Source organism: Stenotrophomonas sp. STEN013 (assembly GCF_056760355.1).
Map to the genome: position 1 here is coordinate 81774 of NZ_JBRREO010000001.1, position 26781 is coordinate 108554.

Here is a 26781-nt window from a genome sequence, read left to right on the forward strand (position 1 = left end):
TGTGAGACCGCCATGTCCAAGCTCGCCTACCACCGCATCCTTCTGAAACTTTCCGGGGAGGCGCTGATGGGAGATGAGGACTACGGCATCGACCCCAAGGTCATCAATCGCCTGGCACATGAGGTGATCGAGGCCCAGCAGGCCGGGGCGGAGATCGCACTGGTGGTCGGCGGCGGCAACATCTTCCGCGGCGCCGGTCTTGCCGCTGGCGGCATGGACCGCGTCACCGGCGATCACATGGGCATGCTGGCCACCGTGATCAACGCCCTGGCCATGCAGGACGCGCTGGAAAAGGCCGGCGGCAAGGCGCGCGTGATGAGTGCGATCAAGATCAACGACGTGTGCGAGGACTACATCCGCCGCCGCGCGATCCGCCACCTGGAAAAGGGCCGCCTGGTGATCTTCGCCGCCGGCACCGGCAACCCGTTCTTCACCACCGACTCCGGCGCTGCACTGCGCGCGATCGAGATCGGTGCCGACCTGCTGCTCAAGGCCACCAAGGTCGATGGCGTCTACGACAAGGACCCGAACAAGCACGCCGATGCCGTGCGCTACGACAGCCTGACCTACGACCGCGTGATCAGCCAGGGCCTGGAAGTGATGGACACGGCGGCGTTCGCACTGGCCCGCGACAGCGACCTGCCGATGCGGGTGTTCGACATGAGCCAGCCGGGCGAACTGCTGAAGATCCTGCACGGCGAGAACATCGGCACACTGGTCCACGGCCGCGACGCCCACTGACCTTCTCACAACCGGTTCCGGTCCGGTGGGTGCGGGGTTTCGCCTATAATCGACCGGTTCAAGAAACATCAAGGATTCGGCGATGATCAACGAAATCAAGCAAGATGCGCAGGCGCGCATGGCCAAGAGCATCGATGCTCTGCGCCACACCCTCACCACCATCCGCACCGGCCGCGCATCACCGGCCCTGCTTGAAGGCATCAAGGTCAAAGCCTACGGCACCGATACGCCACTGAACCAGGTGGCCAGCATCAGTGTGTCCGAAGGCCGTTCGCTGGTGATCACCTTGTTCGACAAGAACATGATCAAGGACGTGGAGAAAGCCATCTACGCCTCCGACATCGGCATCACGCCCACCACCATGGGCACGGTGATCCGCCTGAACCTGCCGCCGCTCACCGAAGAGCGCCGCCGGGAGCTGGCCAAATCGGTGGGCAAGGAAGGCGAGGAGACCAAGGTCGCCATCCGCAACATCCGCCGCGATGCCAACCAGGAAGTGGCCAAGCTGCTCAAGGACAAGACCATCACCGAAGATGACGACCGTCGTGCACAGGAAGACATCCAGAAGCTGACCGACAAGGCGATCAAGGACATCGACGAGGTGGTCAAACTCAAAGAACAGGAACTGATGGCGGTCTGACCCGTGCCATCCGTCCTGCCCAGCGGCACACCCGCAGCGCGTCTGCCCGGGCACATTGCCATCATCATGGATGGCAATGGGCGCTGGGCGCAGCAACGCCGGCGACCGCGCATGATCGGCCACCGCGCCGGCGCCCGCGCGGTCAACCGCACCATCGACTTCTGCCTTGAGAACGGCATCGGTGCCCTGACCCTGTTCGCGTTTTCCAGCGAGAACTGGGGCCGGCCGAAGGAAGAGGTCGATGCCCTGATGAAGCTGTTCCTCGGTGCACTGGATCGCGAGGTGGATGAACTCCATCGTCGCGGTGTCCGCGTGCGCTTCATCGGGGACCGGACCCGCTTTGGCAAGGGCATCCTCGAACGCATGGCGCGTTCGGAACAGCGCACGCTCGACAACACCGCGATGACCCTGACCATCGCCGCCAGCTATGGCGGACGCCAGGATATCGCCCACGCCGCACGCGCACTGGCCGAACAGGTTGTCGCCGGCACCCTCACCCTGGACCAGATCGACGAGCAGGCGCTTTCGCGGCATGTCGCACTGGCCGACCTGCCGCCGCCGGATCTGTTCATCCGCACGGGCGGCGACACCCGCATCAGCAATTTCCTGCTCTGGCAGCTGGCCTATACCGAACTGTGGTTTACCGACGTGCTGTGGCCGGACTTCGATGCTGACGTACTCCAGCAGGCGATGGACGACTATTGCCGCCGTGAACGGCGCTTTGGCCTGACCAGCGCGCAGATCACCGCCGCGGCAATGGAGACCGCAATCCCATGACCAAGACCCGAGTCATCGCCGCGCTGATCATGGCCCCGGTGGCCATCTGCGCGATCCTGCTGCTTCCCACCCAATGGCTGGCAGCTGCCGCGGCACTGGTGTTTCTGACCGGGCTGTGGGAATGGCTCAAGCTCACCCATGTCGACGGCCTGCCGCGCACGGTCCTGCTGGTGCTGAACCTGCTGCTGATGGTGCTGCTGGTGTGGGCCTCGGCCGGCAGCACGGTCCTGTTCCAGCTGGCCACGCTGGTCGGCGTCGGCTTCTGGCTGCTGGCACTGCTGTGGCTGCGGTTTTTCAACTTCGGCGCGCATGAGGAAAGCGGCTCGCGCACCCTCAAGCTGGCCGCCGCGACGCTGGCCATCATTCCGGCCTGGACTGCACTGGTGCTGATCCATGCCAGCGAGCCCAATGGCAACCGCTGGCTGCTGACCGCACTGGCAACCGTCTGGGCCGCCGATTCCGGCGCCTATTTCGCCGGCCGCACGTTCGGCAAGCACAAGCTCGCCCCACGCATCAGCCCGAACAAGACCATCGAGGGTCTGCTCGGCGGCCTGCTGGCAGGCCTGCTGGTGGCCGGCGTATTCGGCTGGATCGCCGGCGTGCAGGCTTCGCAGCTGGGCGGACTGATGCTCGTCGCCGCCATCGCCGTACTGGCATCGGTGCTGGGTGATCTGTTCGAAAGCCTGCTAAAGCGTCATGCCGGCGCCAAGGACTCGGGCAACGTGATCCCCGGCCACGGCGGCGTGCTGGACCGCATCGATGGCGTCCTCGCTGCCTTGCCGGTGTTCGCGCTGGGCAAGGAAATCTTCGGTTTCTGATATGTCCTTGACCTCTTTTCCGCGCCAGATCGCGATCCTCGGCGCCACCGGCTCGATCGGCAGCTCCGCGCTGGACGTCATCGCCCGGCATCCAAGGCAGCTGCGCGCCAGCGTGCTGGCCGCCGGCAGCAATGTCGACGCCCTGATCGCGCTGTGCCGCACGCACCGCCCCGATCACGCCGCCATCGCCGATCCGGCGTTGTACGCGCGGCTGCGCGACGGACTGGCTGCCGCCGGCCTCACCACCGAGGCCCACGCCGGCGACGACGCCATTGATGCACTGGCGGCCGGCAACACCTGCGACACCGTGGTCGCGGCGATTGTCGGGGCCGCCGGCCTGTCCTCGACCCTGGCCGCCGCCCGGGCCGGCAAGCGCCTGCTGCTGGCCAACAAGGAGTCGCTGGTGCTGGCCGGCGAGCTGCTGACCCGCGAAGCCGCCGCTGCCGGGGCCGAGATCATCCCGATCGACAGCGAACACAACGCGATCTTCCAGTGCCTGCGCTCATGCGATGCACGCCTGGAAGCCGGTGTGCGCCGGATCATCCTCACCGCCTCCGGTGGCCCGTTCCGTGGCCGCAGCCGTGCCGAACTGGAAGGCGTGACCCCGGCCCAGGCTGTGGCCCATCCCAAGTGGTCGATGGGGCCGAAGATCTCGGTCGATTCGGCGACGTTGATGAACAAAGGCCTGGAAGTCATCGAGGCGCACCACCTGTTCAACATCCCGGGCGCGCGCATCGATGTGCTGGTGCACCCGCAAAGCCTGGTGCATTCACTGGTGGAATTCATCGACGGCTCCACCCTTGCTCAGCTCGGGCTGCCGGATATGCGCACCACCCTGGCGGTCGGTCTGGGTTGGCCGCAGCGCATCGAATCGGGCGTCGCCGGGCTGGACCTGCTCAGCCAGGGCCGGCTCGATTTCGAGGCGCCGGACCTGGACGCCTTCCCCTGCCTGCGCCTAGCCTGGCAGGCCATGGACGCCGGCGGCAGCGCCCCGGCCATCCTGAACGCGGCCAACGAGGTGGCGGTTTCAGCCTTTCTTCAGGGCCGTATAGGCTTCCTGTCGATTCCCGCGCTGGTGGAGCACGCCCTCTCCACCCTGCCGTACGTGGCGGCCGATACACTGGACGCCCTGCTGGCAGCGGACGCGCAATCCCGCCAGATCACCGAAGCCGCCATCGCCCGCCTGCCGCATGTCTGAACCCACCTTCCAATCGAGTTCTGCCCATGGGTGATTTTCTCGGCTCCGTGTGGTGGATGATCGTCAGCCTGGGCCTGCTGGTCACGTTCCACGAGTTCGGTCATTACTGGGTAGCCCGCCGCTGTGGGGTGAAGGTGCTGCGCTTCTCGGTGGGCTTCGGCAAACCGCTGTGGAGCCGCCGCAACCGCAACGGTACCGAGTTCGCCATCGCCGCCATCCCGCTGGGCGGCTACGTGAAGATGCTGGACGAGCGCGAAGCCGAAGTGCCTGCCGGCGAGCGCGCGGTCGCCTTCAACAACAAGAGTGTGTGGCAGCGCATCGCCATCGTCGCTGCCGGTCCGGCCGCCAACCTGCTGCTGTGCATCGCCCTGCTGTGGGCGATGTTCGTGATCGGCAAGCAGGACTACTCGGCCACCATCGGCCGCAGCACCGGCATGGCCCAGCAGGCCGGCTTTGCCGCCGGCGACCGTATCGTTGAAGTGGATGGCCGCGCGGTGGACACCTGGGCCGAAGCCAGCATGGCCTTCACCACCGCCGCGATGGACCGCCAGGATGTCCGCACCAAGGTCCGCGATGCCCTGGACAACGAGCGCACCCGGGTACTGCCGCTGTCGCAGCTGCCGGCGGATTTCGATGAGCGCAACGTCCCGGTGCAGGCAGGCTTCATCTGGCAATTCTGGCTGCAACCGGCCCTGGTGGAGTCGATCGTCGCCGATTCGGCCGCCAGTGGCGTGCTGCAACCCGGCGACCTGATCCTGGCCATCGACGGCCAGCGGGTGGAGAGCGCCGACCAGGTTGCCCCTCTGGTGCAACAACTGGGCGAGCGCGGCGGCGCCGGCATGCTCGACATCGAGCGCGCCGGCGAGCGCCTAGCCCTGGAGCTGACGCCGATCGCGGGCCAGGGCCAGGACGGCAAGCCGCGCTGGCTGATCGGCGTGGGCTTCGTCACCGGCCAGCCCCCCACCTACGACGCCCGCCAGCAGTACGGCGTGTTGGCGGCAATCCCGGCGGCCCTGCGCGAAACCGGCAAGCTCGCCAGCGATTCGCTGGGAATGATGCGGCGGATGCTGACCGGCCACGCCTCGGTCAAGAACATTTCCGGGCCGATCACCATCGCCCGCGTGGCCAATGCCTCGGCCGAGCGCGGCGTGGACTGGTTCCTGTATTTCCTGGCCCTGCTGTCGCTGAGCCTGTGCATCATCAACCTGCTGCCGATCCCGATCTTGGACGGCGGCCACCTGCTGTATTACCTTATCGAGTTGGTCAAGGGCAGCCCGCTGAGCGAGCGCGCCATCGCCGCCGGCCAGTACATCGGTCTGGCGCTGCTGGCCGGGCTGATGGGTCTGGCGTTCTACAACGACATCCTCAGCCTGGTCCCGCGATGAACTTTTTCCTGCTGTCGTCGTCTTACGCCGGCACCCACGCAACATTGAAATCGACTCCAACCGGACGTGACATGACGCGACTTCCCAATCGCCGCCTGCTTGCCCTCGCCCTTGCTGCCGGTCTGGCCCTGCCTGCGCTTGCGCTGGCGGCCGAGCCCTTCACCGCCAGCGATATCCGCGTGGACGGCCTGCAGCGCATCTCCTCCGGTACGGTATTCACCTATCTGCCCATCGAGCGTGGCGACACGGTCGATGACGCCAAGGTCGGCGACACCATCCGCGCGCTGTACAAGACCGGCTTCTTCGAGGATGTGCAGCTGGACCGCCAGGGCGACATCCTGGTGGTCACGGTCAAGGAGCGCCCGGCGATCAACAAGTTGACCGTCACCGGCAACAAGGACATCAAGAGCGAGCAGCTGCTCAAGGGTCTGAGCGACATCGGCCTGAGCGAAGGCGGCACCTTTGACCGTTTGAGCCTGGACCGGGTGACGCAGGAATTGCGCCGCCAGTACAACGACCGTGGCAAATACAACGTCGAGATCACCCCGACGGTGAGCCCGCTGGACCGCAACCGCGTCGATGTCGCCATCGCCGTCAAGGAAGGCAAGGCGGCCAAGATCCAGCACGTGAACCTGGTGGGCACCGAGAAGTTCCCCGCCGAGGACATCCTCGACACCTGGGAATCGAAGGAGCACAACTGGGCCTCGTGGTACCGCCGCGATGACCAGTACTCCAAGGAAAAACTGTCCGGCGACTTGGAGAAGCTCAACTCCTGGTATCTGGACCGCGGCTATGTCGATTTCAGCATCGATTCCACCCAGGTCTCGATCAGCCCCGACAAGCGCGACATGTTCATCACCGCCGGCGTGACCGAGGGTGAGCAGTACAAGATTTCCGAAATCAAGGTCACCGGCGACACCATTCTTCCGCAGGAAGATGTGGAACGCATGGTGATCCAGAAGAGCGGCGACACGTTCTCGCGCGCCCTGCTGGAAATCAGCGCTGATGCAATCACCAACAGCCTGTCCAACATCGGTTACGCCTTCGCCAAGGTGAACCCGATCCCGACCAGCAATCGTGCCGACCGCACCGTCGCGGTGAACATGCAGGTGGTGCCGGGCCCGCGCGTGGCCGTGCGCCGTATCGTGTTCAAGGGCAATTCGCGTACCGCCGATGAAGTGTTGCGCCGCGAAATGCGCCAGTTCGAGAACAGCTGGTACTCGCAGGCGGCAATCGACCGCTCCAAGATCCGTCTGCAGCGTCTGGGCTACTTCGAGTCGGTCGATGTCGAATCCAGCCCGGTCACCGGCAGCAACGACCAGGTGGACGTGGTCTACAACGTCAAGGAAACCACTTCCGGCAGCTTCGTATTCGGCCTGGGCTATTCGCAGTCCTATGGCATGACCACCTCGATCCAGCTGTCGCAGAACAACTTCCTGGGCGGCGGCAACCGTGTGTCGGTCGACGCCTCGCGCAGCAGCTACCTGCAGCGCTACGGCTTCTCCTACACCAACCCGTACTTCACCGATGACGGCGTCTCGCTGGGCTACAACCTGTCCTGGCGCGAGCTGGACTATTCGGACTTCAACACCGCCCAGTACAACAGCACCAACGGTGCCGCGCAGGTGGTGTTCGGCGTGCCGATCACCGAGAACGACGCGTTCTCGCTGATGTTCGGCATCGACAGCAACCAGATCACCACCTACCAGGGCTACACCCCGCAGGTGATCATCGACTACATCGATGCGGTCGGCACGCGCACCTTCCACTCCTGGCGCAGCGAGCTGGGCTGGGCCCGTGATACCCGCAACGACTATTTCATGCCGACCCGCGGCACCTACCAGCGTCTGGGCCTGGAGGCCACGCTGCCGGGCTCGACCGTGGAGTACTACAAGCTCAGCTACCAGTTCTCCAAGTACTGGCCGATCATGCCGTCGCTGGTCATCAATACGCGTCTGGAGCTGGGCTACGGCGATTCCTACGGCAGCGACAAGGTCCGCGACATCTGCTGGAACGATATCCCGGCGGTCCCCGGCACCCCCGCCAATGGCGACACGCCGGCCGTGCCGGGTACCCCGGGCTATTCGCAGGTGGTGGACTGCGCCACCAACCCCACCGCCAACTACCGCCAGATCAAGGCATCCGGCCTGCCGTTCTTCGAGAACTTCTACGCGGGCGGCACCAACTCGGTGCGTGGCTTCGAGGACAACACCCTGGGCCCGCGCTCGGAACCCATTGGCGGCTACTACAACGGCCAGCCGCTGGGTGGCTCGGTGAAGACGGTCGGCTCGATCGAAGCCTATTTCCCGAAGCTGTTCGACAGCCCGTCGGCGCGCGTTTCCGCGTTCCTGGACGTGGGCAACGTCTACGCCGGCACCAGCAACTTCAAGGCCAACGAGCTGCGTGCTTCGGCCGGTGTCGCCCTGCTGTGGCGCGCTCCGGTCGGCCCGATCTCGATCAGCTACGCGTTCCCGCTGAAGAAGGAAGAAGGCGACGAAATCGAGCGTTTGCAGTTCACCTTCGGTGGCCAGTTCTGATTTCCGCCTGACCATTCCATGCACCACCTGCATCAGACAAGGCCCGGGCAACCGGGCCTTGTCATGACCGCTGGCCCCTCTGGCGCTAAACTGCCGCAGTGAATATGCCTACCTATACCGCACAGGAACTTGCCGAACGCTTTGGTCTGCAGGTGCAGGGCGATGCGACCGCCAGCATCCACGGCGTCGCCACCCTCGCCCATGCCGGCGCCGGCCAGCTCACCTTTCTGGCCAATCCGCGCTACCGGCCGCAGCTGGCCGACAGCCAGGCTTCGATCGTCGTGCTCCGTGCCGACGATGCCGCAGCCGCGCCCGGCACCACCCTGATCGCCAAAGACCCGTACACCGCTTTCGCCAAGATCGGCGCGTTGTTCGAGACCATGCCGCTGCGCGAGCCCGGCATCCACCCCAGTGCGGTCATCGATCCCAGCGCCCAGGTGGCGGCCAGCGCCCATATCGGTCCGCACGTATACATTGGCGCGCGCAGCGTGATCGGTGAAAGCTGCATCATCGGCCCCGGCAGCGTGGTCGGTGACGACTGCCAGCTCGAGGCCGGTTGCGAGCTGCTGGCCCGCGTCAGCCTGGTAGCCCGGGTCAAGCTGGGCAAGCGCGTGCGTATCCACCCGGGTGCCGTACTCGGTGCCGAAGGCTTCGGCCTGGCGATGGACGGCGGCCACTGGATCAAGGTGCCGCAGCTGGGCGGCGTGCGCATCGGCGACGACTGCGAGATCGGCGCCAACACCTGCATCGACCGTGGCGCGCTGGAAGACACCGTGCTCGACGAGGACGTGCGCGTGGACAACCTGGTGCAGATCGCCCACAACGTGCAGATCGGTGCGCACAGCGCCATCGCCGGCTCCACCGGCATCGCCGGTAGCGCCAAGATCGGCCGCTACTGCCTGCTGGGCGGCTCGGTCGGCGTGGTCGGACATCTGGAAATCTGCGACCACGTCACCATCACCGGCCGATCGGTGGTGCGCAACTCCATTACCGAACCGGGTGAATACTCATCCGGCACCCCATTGACCGACAACCGCACGTGGCGCAAAAACGCCGCGCGCTTCAAGCAGCTCGATGCGCTGGCAAGGCGCATCCTGGCTGTGAGCAAGGAGAAGGAATGAACGCAAGTCCGCAGCTGCCCATCGACGTCACCACGATCCAGACGTTGATCCCGCACCGCTATCCATTCCTGCTGGTCGACAAAGTCGTCGAGCTCGATATCGAAGGCAAGCGCATCGTCGCGCACAAGAACGTCACCATCAACGAGCCGTTCTTCCAGGGGCATTTCCCGACCCAGCCGATCATGCCGGGCGTGCTGATCATCGAGGCGCTGGCCCAGGCCGGCGGCGTGCTGACCCAGCTCAGCCTCGGCCGTGATGCGCAGTCCAAGCTGTTCTACCTGGTCAAGGTGGACAATGTGCGCTTCATGAAGCAGGTGGTGCCGGGCGATGTGCTGGAGCTGCACGTGCAGGTCAAGCGGGTGATCCGCAACATGGCCGTGTACTACGGCGAAGCCAAGGTGGACGGCGAAGTCGTCGCCCATGCCGAAGTGCTGTGCGCCGGCACCCGCGACTGATCCCCGGAGCCGACGTATGAACAACAGCGCCCCGCTGATCCACCCGACCGCAGTTATCGACCCGGCGGCGGTGCTTGCCGCCGATGTCCGCGTGGGCGCTTTCACCCTGATCGGGGCCGAGGTTGAAATCGGCGCCGGCACGGTGGTGGGCCCGCATTGCAGCATCCACGGTCCGACCCGGATCGGCCGCGACAACCACTTCATCGGCCATGCCGCCATCGGCGGCGAGCCGCAGGACAAGAAGTTCGGCGGCGAACGCACCGAACTGGTGATCGGCGACCGCAACGTGATCCGCGAGTTCGTCACCATCAACCGCGGAACCGGCGGCGGCGGTGGCATCACCACGGTCGGCAACGACAACTGGCTGCTGGCCTATGTGCACGTCGCCCACGACTGCCATGTCGGCAACCACTGCGTGTTCTCCAACAACACCACGCTGGCCGGGCATGTCACCGTCGGCAACTGGGTGATCATCAGCGGCTTCGCCGGCGCGCACCAGTTCTGCCGCATCGGCGATCACGCGTTTCTCGGCATGGGCGCCCTGGTGGGTGGCGACGTACCGCCCTTCACCATGGTCGGCACCGACACCCACGGCCGTCCCCGCGGCATCAACAGCGAAGGCCTCAAGCGCCGCGGCTTCGATGCCGAGCGTATCGCCGCGATCAAGCGTGCCTACCGCACCCTGTACGTGGCAGGGTTGCCGCTGGCCGAAGCCAAGCAGCAGCTGGCCGAGCAGGCCCGTGACAATGCCGACGTGAAGGACCTGCTGGACTTCATCGAACACACCGACCGTCCGCTGCTGCGATGACCGGGCGCCTGGACCGCTTGCCGGACACCGCCGGACGCGCGCTTCGCATCGCGCTCGTCGCCGGTGAGGCGTCCGGCGACGGACTCGGTGCCGGTTTGATCGATCAACTGCGCCAGCGCTATCCCGATGCCGAATTTGCCGGCATCGGCGGCGATGCGATGCGCAAAGCCGGCTGTCAGACCTGGTTTGACGCCAGTGAGCTGGCGCTGATGGGGCTGGCCGAGATCCTGCGACATCTGCCGCGGCTGCTGAAGCTGCGCAGGCAGTTCCGCCAGCGCGTGCTCGACTGGCAACCGGATGTCTTCATCGGCATTGATGCGCCGGATTTCAATCTGGGCGTGGAAAAGTGGCTCAAGCAGCGCGGTATTCCTACCGTGCATTACGTCAGCCCCTCGGTCTGGGCCTGGCGTGAGAAACGCGCCGAGAAGATCGGCGCCAGCGCCGACCTGGTGTTGTGCCTGTTTCCGATGGAACCACCGATCTACGCGCGCCATGGCATCGATGCGCGCTTCGTCGGCCACCCGATGGCCGACGAGATACCGTTGGAAAGCGACCGCGAGCAAGCCCGCGCGGCGCTGGCCATTCCCGCGCAGGTGCCGGTGCTGGCGGTGCTGCCGGGCAGCCGGCTGGGTGAAGTCAGTCGCCTCGGTCCGCCGTTCTTCGAGGCCGCCTGGCAGCTGTGCGAGAAGATGCGCGACCTGCACATCGTGGTGCCGGCCGCCAACGCCCACTGCAAGGCGCTTCTGGTCGAGCAGATCCGCGCCGCCGCCCTTCCCAGTGCGCGTGTGCATCTGCTCGATGGTCGCGCCCGCGAGGCGATGACCGCCGCCGATGTGGTGATGCTGGCGTCGGGCACCGCAACGCTGGAAACCATGCTGGTCAAGCGGCCAATGGTGGTCGGCTACCGCGTGGCGGAGCTCACCTACCGCATCGTCAGTGCACTGGGGCTGCTCAAGGTCAACCGTTATGCGCTGCCGAATGTGCTGGCCGGCAAGGATCTGGCGCCGGAACTGATGCAGCACGACTGCACCCCGGACAAGCTCGCTGCCGCGGTGACGCAGTGGTTCGAGCATCCGCAGGGCGTGAGCGGTCTGCAGGACGACTACCTGCGCCTGCACCAGGAACTGCGCCAGGACGCCTCGGCCCGCGCGGCCGAGGCGGTCGCCGGACTGTTGCGCATGCCGGCGGCCGCCCGGCCATGACCGCCCGCCGCACCCGCATCCGCGCCGCAGAGATGTCGCTGTCGCTGTTCGACGATGCCGCAGTGGGCGCACATCCGGCCCCGCGCCTGATCGCCGGGGTGGATGAAGCCGGGCGCGGTCCGCTGGCCGGACCGGTGGCCGTGGCAGCGGTGGTGTTCGATCCGGATCTGCCACGCATCAACGGCCTGGATGATTCCAAGGCGCTGACCGCGCTGCGCCGCGAGCAGCTGTTTGATCGCATCATCGAACGCGCCCTGGCCCACGCCATCATCATGGTCGACGTGGCCGAGATCGACAGCCTGAACATCTTCCAGGCCACCATGCAGGGCATGCGCCAAGCGGTGGAAGGCGTGGCACATGTCGCCCAGTTCGCGCGCATCGACGGCAACAAGATTCCCCAGGGCCTGCCCTGCCCGGCCGAGGCGCTGGTCGGCGGCGACGCCATCGACCGCAGCATCATGGCCGCCTCGATCCTGGCCAAGGTCAGCCGCGACCGCTACATGCGGGATCTGCACCTGCAGTTCCCCGAATACGGCTTCGAGCAGCACAAGGGCTACGGCACGCCCGCGCACATGGCCGCACTGCGGGCCCATGGCCCGTGCCCGCAGCATCGTCGCAGTTTCGCCCCGGTCCGCGCCTGCCTGCAGCCGGCCTGAACCCGGCCGCAGCGTTCAGCGCGGCACGATCTTGATTCCCGGATCGATGCGGGAAACGCCAATACGCGCGTCGTAGGGGATCTCGCTGGTGCTCGTCACCGGCTTGGCGGTGATCAGCACTTCCTGGCGGTTGCCGACGGGCCTGGAGAGGAACTGCGTCGCCGCGGTACCACCTGGCGCTTCGGCGAAGGTGAGTTCGAACGACTCCTGCGCATCAGCCGATTTGCGCCACACCACCTGGGTGCCGCTGCGGACCACACACAGCTCCGGCGTGACGACCGGTCCGGCCACGCCCGGTGCCACATCGACATAGACCAGCTTGACCGCCCGTGGCGGCAACTGGTCCGTGCACAGCGGCGGCTCGCGCGTTTGCGCCGGCGATGTCTGCTGCATGGCCCAGGCCGCGGCGCTGCCCATGACCACTCCGTACACCCACGTTCTGCTACGCATGACGACCACTCCTGGATGGGGTCCGCCGCCACGGACAGGGGAAAAGCAGCCCCCTTATTGCCGGTGCGCGGCCCCGCCGGCCGCGGCGAAACGCTGCAACGACAGCAGTGCATCGATCCGCTGTTGCGGAACGCCCTCCTTCAGCGCGCTGGCGACGCAACTGCGGGCACCTTGCCGATCATCGAGCAGGGTCAGCGTCTGCGCACACCACAGCGCGACCTCGGCCGGCTGGGTGCCCAGTTTGCGCGCGCGCTGCAGGTCCTGCAGCGCGCGTGCCCGCTCGCCCAGATTGGCGCGATACCAGGACAGCAAGGCCAGCGCGTACGCATCGTCGCGGCGCACGTCGACATAACGTTGCGCCAGTTGCGCCGCGCGCCGGTATGGCACCTGCGCCTGGGCGGCGGTGTCCGGTGAGGCGGCCAGCGCATCGGCCAGATTGCCCCAGTGCAGATAGTCGTCCGGCTCCAGCACCGTGGCCTGCTGGAACAACCCTGCAGCGACGGCGTATTCGCCGCTGTCAAATTTCATCGCGCCCAGATTGGTCAGCGCCCCGGCATTGGGTTCGATCGACAACGACATGCTGAACGCCCGGCCAGCCTGGGCGCTGTCACCCTGGGCCAGATACAGACCGCCCAGGCTGCTCCACAGGCGACTGTCTTCCGGCTGCAGGAGGGTGGCGGTGACAAAGGCCTCGATCGCCTGGGGCAGCTCGCCGCGCAGCCAGTGGTGATAGCCGAGCAGACGGTAGATCTGCGCGTCGCTGGGCCGCGCCGCCACCGCCTGCTGGAAGTAGTCCAGCGCCCGCGCCTCCTGCCCGAGCGCGCCATAGGTGCGGGCCAACCCGACCAGTCCGTCGGCACGCAGCGCCGGGTCGTCGGTGGCCTGCCGGTACAGGGTCAGCGCGCGCGCGCTCTGGCCGCTGACCCGGGCGATCTCGGCCATCGCCAGGCTCACCTCGCGCAGCCCCGGATCCATCGCCTGGGCCTGCGCGCAGGCCTGCCGCGCCCGCTCGAACGCCACCGCATCGCTGACTCCCTCCAGCCGGGCGATTTCCGCCCGGCAGATGCCAGCCTGGGCGCGGGCGAAATGCGGATCGGCCGCCAGCGCCTGGCGGAAATTGGCGATCGCCCGTTCATTGCCGGTCTCACCGACCGGACGCTGCAGCAATGCCAGTCCGCGCAGATAGGCATCGTAGGCGTCGACGTCGTTGGTGGGCGTCAAGCGCTGCGCCAGCCCCGGGACTTCCCCGGGCAGGTGCCCAAGCAGTTCATGCACCACCTGGCCGGCAATCTCACTCTGCAAGGCGAACACGTCGTGGATCTCGCGGTCATAGGTATCGGTCCACAGCGTGAATCCGGTCGTGGTGTCCGACAGCCGCGCACTGATCCGCACCTTGCCGCCCTCGCGGCGTACGCTGGCATCCAGCAACGTGGCCACCCCCAACCGGCGTCCGATCCGCCGTACATCGTCCTCGTCCTCGGCATTGGCCGGCGCCGCCAGCTGCCGCGCCGCCACCTTCAGGCCCGGCACATCGGCCAGTGCATCGTGCATTTCCACCGCCAGGCCATCGGCGAAATAGCGGTCATCGGCGTTGTCGCTGAGGCTGCTGAAGGGCATCACCGCGATGGAGGCCTCGGCCACCGGCGGTTGCCCGATGGTGGTATGGCTCCGCCACCATCCGCCGGCAGCCAGCACCAGCAGCGCCAGCCCGGTCCCGATCAGCATCCCGCGCGAGCGCAGCCACAACGGCAGCGGCACATTGGCGGCCTGACGCCCCCCGGACAGCCGCGATGCCGGCCTGGGCGCCGGCTCCAGCATCAGGGGCGACTGCGCCGCAGCTGCGCTCTCAGCCAGCGTGGACAGCCCGGTCCCGGGTGGCAGCGGCTCGGTCAGGGCCGGCGTGGCGGTTGACGGCTCTTCGGCCGGCAACAGTTTGCCGATGAACCGGTATCCCAATCCGTGCTGGGTCTGGATATAGCGCGGCTCGTGCGAGTGGTCATCCAGCGCCGCACGCAGCTGGGCGATGGCGCGGGTCAGCACGCCCGGGGTGACGTGCCGGTGGCCCCAGACGGCGTCGAGCAACTGGTCGCGCTCCAGCAATTCATCGGCGTGCCGCAGCAACAGCAGCAATACCGCAAACGCCTTGGGCTCCACGGAATGGAACTGGCCGTCGCGGCTGAGCGTATGCGCGACCGCGTCGACCACGATGCCGTCAAAACGGTAGCGTTCGGTCGCGTGACCAGTGTTACCCGGGTCTCCGGTCGACCCCATCGGCAAGCCCTCATCAAAACCTCAGAAACCAGCGCAATGACTGTCTGAAGGCTCCGCCTGCCATCATGACCCATGCTACGCCCAAGCGGATGCTGGTGCTGCACCGTTCTTCACGGGCGCCCCCCCTTCCCCGCCTGGAGCACCACCATGTACGCCACCTTCGACTCCACCGCCTTCGACGGCCGCCTTCCGCTTCCGCAGGTGCTCGATCAGTCCCCCGGCAGCAATCCCCACCGCCGCAACCATGTGAACGACTTCGTGCTGCTTCCGCGGGAAGTCGAACGCTTCAACCAGCTGCTGGCCCGGCTGGGCCGCACCCGGCCACTGGAAGCCGACCAGCTGGCCACCGCCGCCCGCAGCCTGGGCAGCAATGCCAGCAGCAACACCGCTCCGTCGGCCTGCATCCGGCAGCGGCTGCAGCAGGCCCGGCTCGTGGAGCAGATGCTCCAGGACGATGACTGGGAACCGGTCGCCGAAGCGGTGAGCTGCGCCCGTTGCGTGCTCGGCTATCTGCATGAGAACCGCCAGCTGATTCCTGACTCGGTCCCCGGGGTCGGCCAGCTCGACCAGGCCATCGTGATCGACACGGCATGGCCGCAGCTGGCCGGTGAGGTCGCCAACTTCCTGGACTACCAGCGCCTGCGCCGCATCGAGGCCGAACGCCAGGGGCGCGATTACACGGAAATCGCATTCAGCCGCAGCCTGTGGCTGGAGCTGCGCGAGATCGAAGCGCGCCTGCACGAGCACCAGCGTCGGGTCCGCGAAAACAGCTACGCTCCCGAGCCGATGCGCTACTTCCGCGTCCACTGACCCTGCCGGGATGTCGGTTGGCCCCGGTTGCCTGGCCCGGTCTTCGTTGCCCGGACGGCCACCCGGGCACGTGCACAAGGTCCTGTACCGCCTGCGGCCCCCACGCCGCGGTACAGGAGGCCCGTCCCCGCCCGCACCGGCACGGTCGCCAGCGCCCCGCCGGACGGGCGTCCGGCTCCCGGACCACGAGCCGGCAACCGCCCACGGTGATGTCAAGCCTTGTCCCCACCGGCCCCCACCGCTACCCTGCCCGGGCATCATTCTGGCCCAGCATGTCCACTTCCCGTTTCGTCCATCTCCACGTCCACACCGAGTTTTCGCTGGCGGATTCGACCATCCGTGTCCCGGCGAAGCCCGATCAGGCCGACCCCAAGAAAGCCAAACAGGCCAACCTGCTCAGCCGCTCGGTAGAGATGCAGGCGCCCGCGCTGGCCGTCACCGACCTGAACAACATGTTCGCGCTGGTGAAGTTCTACAAGGCCGCCGAAGGCGTGGGGGTCAAGCCGATTGCCGGTGCCGACCTGCTCATCGCCGAGGAAGGCCAGGACCCGTGGCGGATGACGCTGCTGTGCCGCGACCGCGAAGGCTACCTGAGCCTGTCGCGCCTGCTCACCCGCGCCTGGATGGAAGGCCATCGCCCCGAAGGCGGCGTGGCGGTGCATCCGCAATGGCTCAAGGACGGCTGCCAGAACCTGTTCGCGCTGGCCGGCCGCGAGAGCCTGGCCGGACGGCTGGCCGCCGAAGGCCGCCACGACTTGGCCGAGCAGCAGCTGGCCGACTGGCAGCGCGTGTTCGGCGATGGCCTGCACCTGGAGCTGACCCGCACCAAGCGCGACGGTGAAGAGGCCTTCAACCAGTTCGCGCTGATGGCCGCCGGCCAGCGCGGCCTGCCGGTGATCGCCAGCAATGACGTGCGTTTCCTGTCGCCGGAGGATTTCGACGCGCACGAAGCGCGCGTGTGCATTTCCACCGGCCGCGTGCTGGACGACCCCAAGCGTCCACGCGAGTACAGCCGCGAGCAGTACCTGAAATCGCCCGAGCAGATGGCCGAGCTGTTCGCCGACATCCCCGACGCGATCGACAACACGCTGGCGCTGGCACAGCGCTGCAATCTCGAGATGCGGCTGGGCACCTACTTCCTGCCCAACTACCCGGTCCCCGACGACGAGACCCTGGACACCTGGATCCAGAAGATGTCGCGCGACGGTCTGGAAGAGCGCCTGCAGAAGAATCCGCTGGCGCCGGGCATGAGCCGCGAGGACTACTTCGAGCGGCTCGAGTTCGAACTCAACACCATCATCAAGATGGGCTTCCCCGGCTACTTCCTGATCGTGGCCGACTTCATCCAGTGGGGCAAGAACCAGGGCATTCCGATCGGCCCGGGCCGCGGTTCCGGTGCCGGTTCGCTGGTCGCGTGGGCACTGAAGATCACCGATCTGGACCCGCTGCCCTACAACCTGCTGTTCGAGCGTTTCCTCAACCCCGAACGCGTGTCGATGCCCGACTTCGACATCGACTTCTGCATGGACCGCCGCGACGAGGTGATCGACTACGTCGCGCGCAAGTACGGCCGCGAGCGCGTCAGCCAGATCATCACCTACGGCACCATGGCCGCCAAGGCGGTGGTGCGCGACACCGGCCGCGTGCTCGGCTTCCCGTACGGGCTGGTCGACGGCGTTTCCAAGCTGATTCCGAACATCCTCGGCATCCATCTGAAAGATGCGCTGGGCATGGGCAAGGAAGGCGCCAATTCGGAAATGGCCTCGCCGGAGCTGATCGCCCGCTATGAGAGCGAGGACGATGTCCGCGACCTGATCGATCTGGCATTGCAGCTGGAAGACCTCACCCGCAACGCCGGCAAGCACGCCGGCGGCGTGGTGATCGGCCCCGAGCCGCTGAGCGAGTTCTGCCCGCTGTACGCCGAACACGACGAGAACGGCCAGGGCAAGAATCCGGTCACCCAGTTCGACAAGAACGACGTGGAAGAAGTCGGGCTGGTGAAGTTCGACTTCCTCGGCCTGCGCACGCTGACCATCATCGACTGGGCGGTCAAGGCGATCAACAAGCGCCACGAGCGCGCCGGCATCCCGCCGGTGGACATCACCCAGATTCCGCTGGACGACGCGCCGACCTACAAGGACATCTTCGCCAACGGCAACACCGGCGCGGTGTTCCAGTTCGAATCCTCGGGCATGCGCCGCCTGCTCAAGGACGCCCGTCCTGACCGCTTCGAAGACCTGATCGCGCTGGTGTCGCTGTACCGCCCCGGCCCGATGGACCTGATTCCCTCCTTCAACGCGCGCAAGCACGGCCAGGAAGAGATCATCTATCCCGATCCGCGCACCGAAGCCATCCTGAAAGACACCTACGGCATCATGGTGTACCAGGAGCAGGTGATGCAGATGGCGCAGATCGTCGGCGGCTACTCGCTGGGCGGCGCCGACCTGCTGCGCCGCGCGATGGGCAAGAAGGTGCCGGCCGAAATGGCCAAGCACCGCGAGATCTTCCGCGAAGGTGCGGCCAAGGGCGGCGTCGACGGACCCAAGGCCGACGAGATCTTCGACCTGATGGAGAAGTTCGCCGGCTACGGTTTCAACAAGTCGCACGCCGCCGCCTACGCGCTGGTCAGCTACCAGACCGCGTGGCTCAAGCGTCACTATCCGGCCGAGTTCATGGCCGCGACGCTGTCCTCGGACATGGACAACACCGACAAGGTGGTCGGCTTCCTGGCCGAAGTGCGCAATCTCGGCCTGACGGTGCTGCCGCCGCGCGTGAACGAATCGGCCTACATGTTCGAGGCCGCCAACGCCGACACCATCCGCTACGGCCTGGGCGCGATCAAGGGCGTCGGCCAGGGCGCCTGCGAGGCGGTGGTCGAAGAGCGCGAACGCAAGGGCGAGTACGCCTCGCTGCTGGATTTCTGCGCGCGCATCGAATCGGGCAAGCTCAACCGGCGCACGCTGGAAGCCATGATCAACTGCGGCGCGCTCGATGGCCTGGGCACGAACCGCGCCACGCTGATGCTGCAGCTGCCCGAAGTGCTCAAGGCCACCGAGCAGATGGCGCGCGAGAAGGCCTCCGGACAGAATTCGCTGTTCGGCGCTCCGGATCCGATCAACACCGCGCTGCAGCTGGACCTGCCGGAAAGCAAGGAATGGGCACTGGGCCAGCTGCTGGAAGGCGAGCGCGAGACACTGGGCTTCTACCTCAGCGGCCACCCGTTCGACCCCTTTGCCGACGACGTCAAAGAGCTGGTCGGCACCGATCTGGGCGGGCTGGAAAAGCTGATCCCCCCGGCGCGTCCTGGCAAGGACGGCGAAAAACGCGCCTGGCGCCAGGAAGCCCCGGTGATCCTGGCCGGCATGGTGGTGGGGGTGCGCCGCAAGGGCGAGAGCCAGGTCTTCATGCAACTGGAAGACGGCAAGGGCCGCGTGGAATGCAGCGCGTTCACCGATGGCCTGGCCGAGTTCGGCCACCTGATGACCAAGGACCGCATCCTGGTGGTCAAGGGCGGCCTGCGCGAGGACGAGTTCAACGGTGGCTATGCGTTGCGCATCCGCCAGTGCTGGGACTACGAGCAGCTTTGCGCCGACCATGCGATCCGCCTGTCACTGCGCGTGGATGCGCGCGACGGCCCGGTCTGGCAGCGCATCGATGCACTGCTGGACACCCATCGCCCCGGTCGCACACCGCTGCGTGTGGACCTGCTGCTCAAGGATAAGACCGGCAGCATCGCCGGCATGCTAGATCTGGGCGGCAGCGGTGCGGTCCGTGTCAGCACCAAACTGATCGATGCACTGCGCGAAGATCCGGCAGTGCGCACGGTCAAGGTCAAATGCAGCCCGCCGTGGGCCAATTGACCGGACGCACGCGTACGGGTCGATCTGACGCGTTCGGCTACACTTCCCCCCTTTAGAATTCATGACGGTTTCCGATGAACCCGAACTACCTCGATTTCGAGCAACCCATCGCTGATCTGGAAGCCAAGATCAAGGACCTGCGCAGTGCCAGCGCCGGGCCGGCGGTCAATGTCGATGCCGAGGTCAAGGCGTTGGAAGACAAGCTGCGCCTGCGTACCGCGCAGATCTTCCGCAACCTCACGTCGTGGCAGGTACTGCAGGTGGCGCGCCACCCGTCGCGCCCGTATCCGCTGGATTACATCCGCATCTTCTGCGATGAATTCCAGGAACTGGCGGGCGATCGCGCCTTCGCCGATGACAAGGCCATTGTTGGCGGCCTGGCCCGTATCGGCGGCCGCCCGGTGATGCTGATCGGCCACCAGAAAGGCCGTGACACCAAGGAAAAGGTACGTCGCAACTTCGGCATGCCCAAGCCCGAGGGTTACCGCAAGGCGCTGCGCCTGATGAAGATGGCCGAGCGCTTCAAGCTGCCGGTGCTGACCCTGATCGACACCGCCGGCGCCTGGCCCGGCATCGACGCCGAGGAGCGTGGCCAGTCCGAGGCGATTGCCCGCAACCTGATGGAAATGGCCGAGCTGAAGGTGCCGGTGATCTGCACCGTGATCGGCGAAGGCGGCTCCGGCGGCGCGCTGGCGCTGGGTGTGGGCGACCGCACCCTGATGCTCGAATACAGCGTCTACTCGACCATCAGCCCGGAAGGCTGCGCCTCGATCCTGTGGAAGGACGCCGGCAAGGCCAAGGATGCGGCCGAGCAGCTGGGCATGACCGCCTCGCGCCTGAAGGGGCTGGGTCTGATCGACAAGGTGATCCGCGAACCGATCGGCGGCGCCCACCGCAATCCGACGCAGATGGGCAAGCGCCTGAAGGCAGTGCTGCTCAACGAGCTGGACGCGCTGGAAAAGCTGGGCGTGGAGGAATTGCTGGAGCAGCGCTACAAGCGCCTGCGCAGCTACGGAGCCTACGAGGCGGCCTGAGCCCGCCGGCGCAACCGCGCTCTGACAGAAGGCCGGCATTGCCGGCCTTTTTGTTGACTCCCACACGACACCACCAGGTCCACAATCCTCACCAGCACCCGTCAAGGGCAAGGCGATGAATACCGGAACGAAAGTGGTGGCCAGCGCCTCGGCCGTGGTCGCCGGCGTCTATCTGCTGGCCTGCGGCTTTCTGGCCGTCAATGCCCGCGCCCTGCTCTACCATCCTGCCCCGCGTGATCCCGCCACGCCCCACTGGACGCTGCAACGCGACGATGCGCGGATCCTGATCAGCAGTAATCAGCGGCAAAGCCCGCATCTGGTGCTGTACTTCGGCGGCAACGCCGAGGACGTGGCGCAGACGCTGCCGCTGCTGGAGCGCGCCTTCCCCGATGCCGGCATCCATGCCATGCACTATCGCGGCTACGGCGGCAGCTCGGGCATGCCGAGCGAGTCGGCGCTGATCGCCGATGCGTTCTCGCTGTATGACACCCTCGCCGCAGATGCCGGTCGTATCACCGTGGTCGGCCGCAGCCTGGGCTCGGGTGTCGCCGTGCAGCTGGCCGCCGCGCGCACTGCCGACCGGCTGGTGCTGGTCACGCCCTACGGCAGCATCGCCGGGCTGGCGGCGCGGATGTTCTCGCTGTTTCCGGTGCGCTGGCTGCTGCGCGACCACTACGAGTCCTGGCGCTTCGCCGGCCACATCCGCGCCCCCAGCACGCTGATCATCGCCGGCCGCGATACGGTGATCCCCAACGACAGCTCGTTACAGCTGGCCCGTCATTTCCGCCCCGGCCTTGCCGAGGTGATCACCTTCGCCGACGCCGACCACAGCGACATCACCCGGCACCCGCAATTCGTCGCCGCCCTGCGCGACGGCACCGCGCCGGTGCAATGAGCACGTCCGCTGCGGCGTGGCGTGCGCAACAAAAAGGCCGGCAATGCCGGCCTTTTCATCTCACTCCCTGATCCCCTCAGAACGGCTTGGCCAGCACCAGGTAGACGATGGCGATGAACAGCACCAGCGGCAGCTCGTTGAACCAGCGCAGCGCGCGCGAGGACGGCAACGCCTTGCCCTTGAGCGTGCCCTTCAACCAGCGCCCGGTGACGCTGTAGTAGACCAGCAGCAACACCACCAGTCCGAGCTTGGCATGCAGCCAGCCGGCTGCCCCCGGTGCGACCATGGTCGGGAAATCGGGCAGCACCTTGTAGCCCAGCCACAGCACCAGTCCGAGCAGGAAGGCGATGCCGAACATGATGTGGCCGAAGCGGTACAACCGCTTGCCCATCAGCTGCAGCCGCTCCACCACGGCAGCCTGCCCTGCGGTTTCGGTGAGGTTGACCAGGATGCGCGGCAGGTAGAACACGGCCGCCATCCATGCCACCACGAACACCAGATGGAACGTCTTGACCCAGAAGTACGACTGCATGCACTGGCCCCTTTGGCGGCGTAGGATGGGCGCCATTTTCACCGATCCACCTCCCCTGCGCACATGCACGACAAACAGTACGACGCCGCCTACTTCCAACGCTGGTACCGGCGCGATGACATCGGCGGTCCCGCGCGTCTGGCGCGCAAGGTGCAGCTGGCCGTGGCCACGGCCGAGTACTACCTGGAACGTCCGGTCCGCAGCGTGCTGGATATCGGCTGCGGCGAGGGCGCCTGGCGCGCGCCACTGCTGAAGCTGCGGCCGAAACTGCAGTACATGGGCTTTGACAGCAGCGCGTACGCGGTGCGCCGCTATGGCCGCACCCGCAACCTGCATCTGGCCGGCTTCGGTGATTTCCAGTGGCTGCGCCCGTGCGCACCGGTGGACCTGCTGGTGTGTTCGGATGTCATGCACTACGTGCCCAGCCGCGAGTTGCGACAGGGGCTGCAAGGCCTGGCCGAGCTGTGCGGCGGCGTCGCGTTCCTGGAAACCTTCACCGCCGAAGACGACTTCCATGGCGACCACGACGGTTTCCAGCAGCGTCCGGCCCGCTGGTATCGCCGCCAGTTGCGTCGCGCCGGCTTCCAGTCCGTGGGCTCGCACTGCTGGCTCGGGCCGGCCTTCGACGAGGATGTCGCCGCGCTGGAACAGGGCCGCTGAGCCTCGACGCCCGCTTTTAACGCCGCCAGCGCTGGAGTGCGCTATGCTGCGCAGCAACATATGACCATACATAATCAGTGATCCATGCTTTATCAATTGCATGAGTTGACCCGCAACCTGCTCGCGCCCTGGGTTCACCAGGCCCAGGCCAATGCGGCGTTCTTCAACAATCCTGGCCACTGGTGGTCATCCATGCCCGGGGCCGATCAGCTGGCAGCGATGAACGAGCTGTTCCACCGCATCGGCAAGGACTACGAAAAGCCCGAGTGGAACATCCACGAGCTGGAACTGGACGGCGAGATCGTGCCGATCGCCCAGCTCACCGAGGTGGAAAAGCCGTTCTGCAAGCTGCTGCGCTTCAAGCGCCACAGCAACGAGGCTTCCAAGGTCGAGGAACTGTTGGCCCAGCCGATCGTGCTGGTAGTGGCGCCGCTGTCCGGCCACCACGCCACGCTGCTGCGCGACACCGTGCGCACGCTGCTGCGCGACCACCGCGTCTACGTCACCGACTGGATCGACGCGCGCATGGTGCCGGTGGAACAGGGCGAGTTCGGCCTGGACGATTATGTGGAGTATGTGCAGGAGTTCATCCGCCACCTCGGCGCGGAGAACGTGCATGTGGTCAGCGTCTGCCAGCCGACCGTGCCGGTGCTGGCCGCCGTCTCGCTGATGGCCAGCCGCGGCGAAGCCACTCCGCGTTCGCTGGTGATGATGGGCGGCCCGATCGATGCGCGCTGCAGCCCCACCGCGGTGAACAACCTGGCCACGCGCAATCCGCTGTCGTGGTTCGAGAACAACGTCATCCACACCGTGCCGGCGCCGTTCCCCGGCCAGGGCCGCCGGGTGTACCCGGGCTTCCTGCAGCATGCCGGCTTCGTATCGATGAATCCCAGCCGCCACCTGATGTCGCACTGGGATTTCTATACCGATCTGGTCAAGGGCGACATGGACGATGCCAACGCCCACCGCCAGTTCTACGACGAATACAACGCGGTGCTGGACATGCCGGCGCAGTTCTACCTGGACACCATCAAGGTGGTGTTCCAGCAGTTCCTCTTGCCACGCGGCGAGTGGTATGTGCGCGGCGAGCGCGTGGATCCGTCGGCCATCCGCAACACCGCATTGCTGAGCATCGAAGGCGAGCTGGACGACATCGCCGGCCTCGGCCAGACCGAGGCGGCGCAGGCGCTGTGCACCGGTATTCCGGCCTCGCGCCGCAGCCACTTCATCGTCGAGGGCGCCGGCCACTACGGCATCTTCAGTGGCCGCCGCTGGCGCGAGGTGGTTTACCCCACCGTGCGCGACTTCTTGGCCCGCCATGCGCAGCCGACCACTGCTGCCAAGCCACGCAAGAAGGCCGCCGCCGGCAGCAACGTCACCCCGCTGCGGCGTCGCGCGCAGCGCTGACGCCGGAAGTGGAACGCAAAAGGGCGGGATGCGCGAGCACCCCGCCCTTTCTGTTTGCCCGGACGGCTTACAGGCGAACCAGCAGATGCTTGGCCAGCGCGCCGTGCAGCTTGCCGATGCCGCGTGCCAGATGCAGGGTGCCCAGCAGCAGCAGCAGGCCGGCCACCACCGTCAACGGCCACATCCAGAACGGCGAGCCGATATTGACGCCATCGATCCAGATCCCGACCGGCTGCCCGAACAGCAGATCGGCCAACGGTGCGAACACCAGTGCCAGCGACGTCGACAGCAAGGCCGTTGCCAGCGTGAAGTACAGCGTTCCCAGCGGCAGCATCAGCAGGAAATACAGCATCGTCAGCCAGGTCCGGCCGTCGGAGAACATCGCCCCGATGCGCTGCAGCCAGCCCTGGCTGCGATCGGTATAGGCCGGCCGGCGCGGCATGCGCACCCCCAGCAGGGTCTCGATGATGCGACCTTCCAGCAGCGACAGCACCCTCACCGAGCCCAGGAACAGCAGCAGGATCGGGATGCCGATGATCAGGATCAGCAGGCCCAGCGACAGGCTCATGCCCGTCACCACCCAGGTGAAGAAGAAGGTGCCGGTCACCAGCGACAGCAGCATGTAGAACAGCGCGCCATAGGTGTGCGGATCGAGCACCACCCCGAACAGCCGCATCAGCAGCGAACGCGGCGGCGCGGCAGGCGGCTCGGCCTGTGCGGCTCGCGCTGAAGCCGGTTCCGGTGGTGCCGCAGCTGCGGCCACAGCCGCCGCCATCACCGGCACCACCGGTCCAGCGCTGGCACGCGGCGTGCGCAGGGCGCGGTTCACCGTCACTTCGGTCTCGCGGTAGATCTCGGCCACTTCCTCCGGTGCGCCGTAGCTGCCGGCGACCCCGGCAATCACCTCGGCCTCGCTCTTGCCCGGCTGCTCGGCCAGTTCCGAGCGCAGGTATTCCTCGGCGTCGTACAGCGCGTCCTGGATCATCGCCGGGTCCGCGCCGGCCAGCGCCGTGCGCAACTGCTCCAGGTATTCGGGAATCGTCGTCGGCAGCTGCCGCGCGGTGTTTTCGATGTTCATCAGTTGATTCCTTCCAGTACGGACTCGACCGAGTCGCGGGTGGCCTTCCAGGCGGCGATCCACTGCCGCAGAACGGCACGACCGTCGTCATTGATGCGGTAATAGCGGCGCGGTGGACCGGCCACCGACGGTTCAACGTGACTTTCCAGCAGCCCGGCGCCTTCCAGATTGCGCAGTACCGGGTACAACGCGCTCTGCTTGCCGCTGAGCACCCCCTCGCCCACGCGCTCGAGTTCCTTGGCGATCAGGTAGCCGTACAGTGGCTCGGGCGCCTTGGCCAGCACCGCCAGCAACGCCAGCGACACCGTGCCGGTACTGAGTTCTTTCTGGAACTTGCGTAGCTGGGCATCAAGCTCACTCATGGCCCTCACTCCTGCACACTAGCCTGAAGGCAACACTAGTGTTTAGTTCGCTATAGTGAATGTGCCGATAGTCACCCCATCCTGCGCATGGACTGGCCGCGGGGCCCGGCGATCCCGCAGAATCGCCCCACACCCGTTCAGGAAAGTGCCCGATGACGCTTCGCCGTTCGCTGTTGACCCTGGCCTTGGCCCTGTCTCCGCTTTCGCTGCTGGCCGCCGACGCACCGGCCAAATACCGCAGCGCGCAGGAGATCATCGACGCCTCACCGGCCAGCGACTGGCACACGCCGGCGCCGGAAAACCTCCTCTATATGGACGTGGACGGCGGCCGGGTGATCATCGAGCTGGCGCCGGACTTCGCCCCCGAACACGTCGGCAACATCCGCACATTGGCGCGCGAGCACTTCTGGGACGGGCTGAGCATCTACCGCGCGCAGGACAATTTCGTGGTCCAGTTCGGCGATGCCGAGGCCGATGACGCCGCCAAGGCCAGGTCCATGGGCAGCGCCAGAACCCACCTGCCGGCCGAATTCCAGCGCCCCGCCCGAGGCCTGGCCTTCACCGCCCTGCCCGACCGCGATGGTTGGGCCACACAGACCGGCTTTGTCGGCGACTTCGCCGTCGGCAGCGATGGTCAGCACAGCTGGCTGGCGCACTGCTATGGCGCGCTCGGGGCCGGCCGCAACAACGCCGAGGACAGCAGCCTCGGCGCCGAGCTGTATGTCGTCATCGGCCAGTCGCCACGCCAGCTGGACCGCAACATCACCCTGGTCGGCCGTGTGCTCAAGGGCATGGAGCTGCTCAGCGCGATCCAGCGAGGCCCCGAGCCGATGGGCTTCTACGACGATGCCGCGCAGCGCACACCGATCAAGGCCATCACCCTGGCCAGCACGTTGCCGGTCGAGCAGCGCGTGCCGCTGCAGGTGCTGCGCACCGATTCGAAAACCTTCGCCGCCACCGTGGAAGCCCGCCGCAACCGCGTCGATGGTTTCTACAAACGCGCCGCCGGCCATATCGACCTGTGCAACATCCCGCTGCCGGTGCGCGTTGGCAGCGCCGTGAAGTAATTCCCCCACCGATTGAG

24 protein-coding genes are annotated in these 26781 nt (G+C 66.5%); 19 read left to right on the plus strand and 5 right to left on the minus strand.

What is annotated here, in order from left to right:
- The first annotated feature begins 12 nt into the window (after positions 1 to 12).
- The 12 genes from pyrH to ACVOMH_RS00420 all read left to right on the plus strand — a co-directional run bounded on the left by pyrH (position 13) and on the right by ACVOMH_RS00420 (position 12338).
- A complete protein-coding gene (pyrH, locus tag ACVOMH_RS00365; RefSeq protein WP_057505795.1) occupies positions 13 to 741 on the plus strand; it encodes a UMP kinase in 729 nt (242 codons plus the stop codon).
- A gap of 82 nt (positions 742 to 823) precedes the next feature.
- Positions 824 to 1381, plus strand: a complete 558-nt coding sequence (gene frr, locus ACVOMH_RS00370) for a ribosome recycling factor (protein ID WP_054657163.1) — start codon at positions 824 to 826, stop codon at positions 1379 to 1381.
- A 3-nt stretch (positions 1382 to 1384) separates the two neighbouring features.
- Positions 1385 to 2158: a polyprenyl diphosphate synthase gene (gene uppS / locus ACVOMH_RS00375; protein WP_481524404.1), complete on the plus strand. Its 774-nt coding sequence runs from the start codon at positions 1385 to 1387 to the stop codon at positions 2156 to 2158.
- Entirely contained in the window at positions 2155 to 2976 is an 822-nt protein-coding gene (locus ACVOMH_RS00380; RefSeq protein WP_481524405.1) for a phosphatidate cytidylyltransferase, read from the plus strand. The genes uppS and ACVOMH_RS00380 overlap by 4 nt, the downstream gene beginning before the upstream one ends.
- Before the next feature lies 1 nt (position 2977).
- Positions 2978 to 4174, plus strand: a complete 1197-nt coding sequence (locus ACVOMH_RS00385; protein ID WP_057505796.1) for a 1-deoxy-D-xylulose-5-phosphate reductoisomerase — start codon at positions 2978 to 2980, stop codon at positions 4172 to 4174.
- A gap of 26 nt (positions 4175 to 4200) precedes the next feature.
- Positions 4201 to 5559: an RIP metalloprotease RseP gene (gene rseP / locus ACVOMH_RS00390; protein ID WP_481550683.1), complete on the plus strand. Its 1359-nt coding sequence runs from the start codon at positions 4201 to 4203 to the stop codon at positions 5557 to 5559.
- Between the two features lie 71 nt (positions 5560 to 5630).
- On the plus strand, positions 5631 to 8096 hold the full coding sequence (gene bamA / locus ACVOMH_RS00395) for an outer membrane protein assembly factor BamA (protein WP_481524408.1): 2466 nt from the start codon (positions 5631 to 5633) through the stop codon (positions 8094 to 8096).
- A 104-nt stretch (positions 8097 to 8200) separates the two neighbouring features.
- Positions 8201 to 9217 carry a UDP-3-O-(3-hydroxymyristoyl)glucosamine N-acyltransferase gene (gene lpxD, locus ACVOMH_RS00400; protein ID WP_481550684.1) on the plus strand — a complete coding sequence of 339 codons (1017 nt, stop codon included), beginning with the start codon at positions 8201 to 8203 and terminating at the stop codon, positions 9215 to 9217.
- Positions 9214 to 9672, plus strand: coding sequence for a 3-hydroxyacyl-ACP dehydratase FabZ (gene fabZ / locus ACVOMH_RS00405; RefSeq protein ID WP_054658737.1), 459 nt, complete (start codon positions 9214 to 9216; stop codon positions 9670 to 9672). The genes lpxD and fabZ overlap by 4 nt, the downstream gene beginning before the upstream one ends.
- Positions 9673 to 9688: 16 nt before the next feature.
- Positions 9689 to 10480 carry an acyl-ACP--UDP-N-acetylglucosamine O-acyltransferase gene (gene lpxA, locus ACVOMH_RS00410; protein WP_481524410.1) on the plus strand — a complete coding sequence of 264 codons (792 nt, stop codon included), beginning with the start codon at positions 9689 to 9691 and terminating at the stop codon, positions 10478 to 10480.
- On the plus strand, positions 10477 to 11682 hold the full coding sequence (gene lpxB / locus ACVOMH_RS00415; protein WP_481550685.1) for a lipid-A-disaccharide synthase: 1206 nt from the start codon (positions 10477 to 10479) through the stop codon (positions 11680 to 11682). Before lpxA ends, lpxB begins: the two co-directional genes overlap by 4 nt.
- Before the next feature lie 32 nt (positions 11683 to 11714).
- A complete protein-coding gene (locus ACVOMH_RS00420; protein WP_481551135.1) occupies positions 11715 to 12338 on the plus strand; it encodes a ribonuclease HII in 624 nt (207 codons plus the stop codon).
- Between the two features lie 15 nt (positions 12339 to 12353).
- Here ACVOMH_RS00420 and ACVOMH_RS00425 read toward each other — a convergent pair whose 3' ends face one another.
- Positions 12354 to 12788: a hypothetical protein gene (locus ACVOMH_RS00425; RefSeq protein ID WP_145974275.1), complete on the minus strand. Its 435-nt coding sequence runs from the start codon at positions 12786 to 12788 to the stop codon at positions 12354 to 12356.
- Positions 12789 to 12842: 54 nt separating this feature from the next.
- On the minus strand, positions 12843 to 15059 hold the full coding sequence (locus ACVOMH_RS00430; protein ID WP_481550686.1) for a winged helix-turn-helix domain-containing protein: 2217 nt from the start codon (positions 15057 to 15059) through the stop codon (positions 12843 to 12845).
- Positions 15060 to 15206: 147 nt separating this feature from the next.
- Between ACVOMH_RS00430 and ACVOMH_RS00435 the strand changes: the two genes are divergently transcribed.
- The 4 genes from ACVOMH_RS00435 to ACVOMH_RS00450 all read left to right on the plus strand — a co-directional run bounded on the left by ACVOMH_RS00435 (position 15207) and on the right by ACVOMH_RS00450 (position 21658).
- Positions 15207 to 15869: a hypothetical protein gene (locus tag ACVOMH_RS00435; RefSeq protein WP_481550687.1), complete on the plus strand. Its 663-nt coding sequence runs from the start codon at positions 15207 to 15209 to the stop codon at positions 15867 to 15869.
- A gap of 272 nt (positions 15870 to 16141) precedes the next feature.
- Positions 16142 to 19729 carry a DNA polymerase III subunit alpha gene (dnaE, locus tag ACVOMH_RS00440; RefSeq protein ID WP_481550688.1) on the plus strand — a complete coding sequence of 1196 codons (3588 nt, stop codon included), beginning with the start codon at positions 16142 to 16144 and terminating at the stop codon, positions 19727 to 19729.
- Between the two features lie 74 nt (positions 19730 to 19803).
- Positions 19804 to 20763 carry an acetyl-CoA carboxylase carboxyltransferase subunit alpha gene (locus ACVOMH_RS00445; protein WP_481523581.1) on the plus strand — a complete coding sequence of 320 codons (960 nt, stop codon included), beginning with the start codon at positions 19804 to 19806 and terminating at the stop codon, positions 20761 to 20763.
- A gap of 115 nt (positions 20764 to 20878) precedes the next feature.
- On the plus strand, positions 20879 to 21658 hold the full coding sequence (locus ACVOMH_RS00450; protein ID WP_481550689.1) for an alpha/beta hydrolase: 780 nt from the start codon (positions 20879 to 20881) through the stop codon (positions 21656 to 21658).
- 76 nt (positions 21659 to 21734) lie between these two features.
- Here ACVOMH_RS00450 and ACVOMH_RS00455 read toward each other — a convergent pair whose 3' ends face one another.
- Positions 21735 to 22190: a CopD family protein gene (locus ACVOMH_RS00455; protein ID WP_057505801.1), complete on the minus strand. Its 456-nt coding sequence runs from the start codon at positions 22188 to 22190 to the stop codon at positions 21735 to 21737.
- A 63-nt stretch (positions 22191 to 22253) separates the two neighbouring features.
- On the opposite strand from ACVOMH_RS00455, the gene ACVOMH_RS00460 reads away from it, so the two are divergent.
- Both ACVOMH_RS00460 and ACVOMH_RS00465 read left to right on the plus strand, forming a co-directional pair.
- On the plus strand, positions 22254 to 22850 hold the full coding sequence (locus tag ACVOMH_RS00460) for a class I SAM-dependent DNA methyltransferase (protein WP_481523583.1): 597 nt from the start codon (positions 22254 to 22256) through the stop codon (positions 22848 to 22850).
- Positions 22851 to 22934: 84 nt separating this feature from the next.
- Positions 22935 to 24257, plus strand: coding sequence for a polyhydroxyalkanoate depolymerase (locus tag ACVOMH_RS00465; protein ID WP_481550690.1), 1323 nt, complete (start codon positions 22935 to 22937; stop codon positions 24255 to 24257).
- Between the two features lie 67 nt (positions 24258 to 24324).
- Here ACVOMH_RS00465 and ACVOMH_RS00470 read toward each other — a convergent pair whose 3' ends face one another.
- Together ACVOMH_RS00470 and ACVOMH_RS00475 are read right to left on the minus strand one after the other, a co-directional pair.
- Positions 24325 to 25335, minus strand: a complete 1011-nt coding sequence (locus ACVOMH_RS00470) for a sensor domain-containing protein (protein WP_481523585.1) — start codon at positions 25333 to 25335, stop codon at positions 24325 to 24327.
- Positions 25335 to 25697 carry a PadR family transcriptional regulator gene (locus ACVOMH_RS00475; protein WP_054660281.1) on the minus strand — a complete coding sequence of 121 codons (363 nt, stop codon included), beginning with the start codon at positions 25695 to 25697 and terminating at the stop codon, positions 25335 to 25337. Before ACVOMH_RS00475 ends, ACVOMH_RS00470 begins: the two co-directional genes overlap by 1 nt.
- A gap of 152 nt (positions 25698 to 25849) precedes the next feature.
- Here ACVOMH_RS00475 and ACVOMH_RS00480 point away from each other — a divergent pair, with 152 nt between their 5' ends.
- Positions 25850 to 26764, plus strand: a complete 915-nt coding sequence (locus ACVOMH_RS00480) for a peptidylprolyl isomerase (protein ID WP_481550691.1) — start codon at positions 25850 to 25852, stop codon at positions 26762 to 26764.
- The last annotated feature ends 17 nt before the right edge of the window (positions 26765 to 26781 follow it).

Bases quoted from the DNA above. Each gene is read 5' to 3' on its own strand.
- pyrH (WP_057505795.1), top strand. From the start codon at position 13: ATGTCCAAGCTCGCCTACCACCGCATCCTTCTGAAACTTTCCGGGGAG.
- frr (WP_054657163.1), top strand. From the start codon at position 824: ATGATCAACGAAATCAAGCAAGATGCGCAGGCGCGCATGGCCAAGAGC.
- ACVOMH_RS00380 (WP_481524405.1), top strand. From the start codon at position 2,155: ATGACCAAGACCCGAGTCATCGCCGCGCTGATCATGGCCCCGGTGGCC.
- ACVOMH_RS00385 (WP_057505796.1), top strand. From the start codon at position 2,978: ATGTCCTTGACCTCTTTTCCGCGCCAGATCGCGATCCTCGGCGCCACC.
- rseP (WP_481550683.1), top strand. From the start codon at position 4,201: ATGGGTGATTTTCTCGGCTCCGTGTGGTGGATGATCGTCAGCCTGGGC.
- bamA (WP_481524408.1), top strand. From the start codon at position 5,631: ATGACGCGACTTCCCAATCGCCGCCTGCTTGCCCTCGCCCTTGCTGCC.
- lpxD (WP_481550684.1), top strand. From the start codon at position 8,201: ATGCCTACCTATACCGCACAGGAACTTGCCGAACGCTTTGGTCTGCAG.
- fabZ (WP_054658737.1), top strand. From the start codon at position 9,214: ATGAACGCAAGTCCGCAGCTGCCCATCGACGTCACCACGATCCAGACG.
- lpxA (WP_481524410.1), top strand. From the start codon at position 9,689: ATGAACAACAGCGCCCCGCTGATCCACCCGACCGCAGTTATCGACCCG.
- lpxB (WP_481550685.1), top strand. From the start codon at position 10,477: ATGACCGGGCGCCTGGACCGCTTGCCGGACACCGCCGGACGCGCGCTT.
- ACVOMH_RS00420 (WP_481551135.1), top strand. From the start codon at position 11,715: ATGTCGCTGTCGCTGTTCGACGATGCCGCAGTGGGCGCACATCCGGCC.
- ACVOMH_RS00425 (WP_145974275.1), bottom strand. From the start codon at position 12,788: ATGCGTAGCAGAACGTGGGTGTACGGAGTGGTCATGGGCAGCGCCGCG.
- ACVOMH_RS00430 (WP_481550686.1), bottom strand. From the start codon at position 15,059: ATGGGGTCGACCGGAGACCCGGGTAACACTGGTCACGCGACCGAACGC.
- ACVOMH_RS00435 (WP_481550687.1), top strand. From the start codon at position 15,207: ATGTACGCCACCTTCGACTCCACCGCCTTCGACGGCCGCCTTCCGCTT.
- dnaE (WP_481550688.1), top strand. From the start codon at position 16,142: ATGTCCACTTCCCGTTTCGTCCATCTCCACGTCCACACCGAGTTTTCG.
- ACVOMH_RS00445 (WP_481523581.1), top strand. From the start codon at position 19,804: ATGAACCCGAACTACCTCGATTTCGAGCAACCCATCGCTGATCTGGAA.
- ACVOMH_RS00450 (WP_481550689.1), top strand. From the start codon at position 20,879: ATGAATACCGGAACGAAAGTGGTGGCCAGCGCCTCGGCCGTGGTCGCC.
- ACVOMH_RS00455 (WP_057505801.1), bottom strand. From the start codon at position 22,190: ATGCAGTCGTACTTCTGGGTCAAGACGTTCCATCTGGTGTTCGTGGTG.
- ACVOMH_RS00460 (WP_481523583.1), top strand. From the start codon at position 22,254: ATGCACGACAAACAGTACGACGCCGCCTACTTCCAACGCTGGTACCGG.
- ACVOMH_RS00465 (WP_481550690.1), top strand. From the start codon at position 22,935: ATGCTTTATCAATTGCATGAGTTGACCCGCAACCTGCTCGCGCCCTGG.
- ACVOMH_RS00470 (WP_481523585.1), bottom strand. From the start codon at position 25,335: ATGAACATCGAAAACACCGCGCGGCAGCTGCCGACGACGATTCCCGAA.
- ACVOMH_RS00475 (WP_054660281.1), bottom strand. From the start codon at position 25,697: ATGAGTGAGCTTGATGCCCAGCTACGCAAGTTCCAGAAAGAACTCAGT.
- ACVOMH_RS00480 (WP_481550691.1), top strand. From the start codon at position 25,850: ATGACGCTTCGCCGTTCGCTGTTGACCCTGGCCTTGGCCCTGTCTCCG.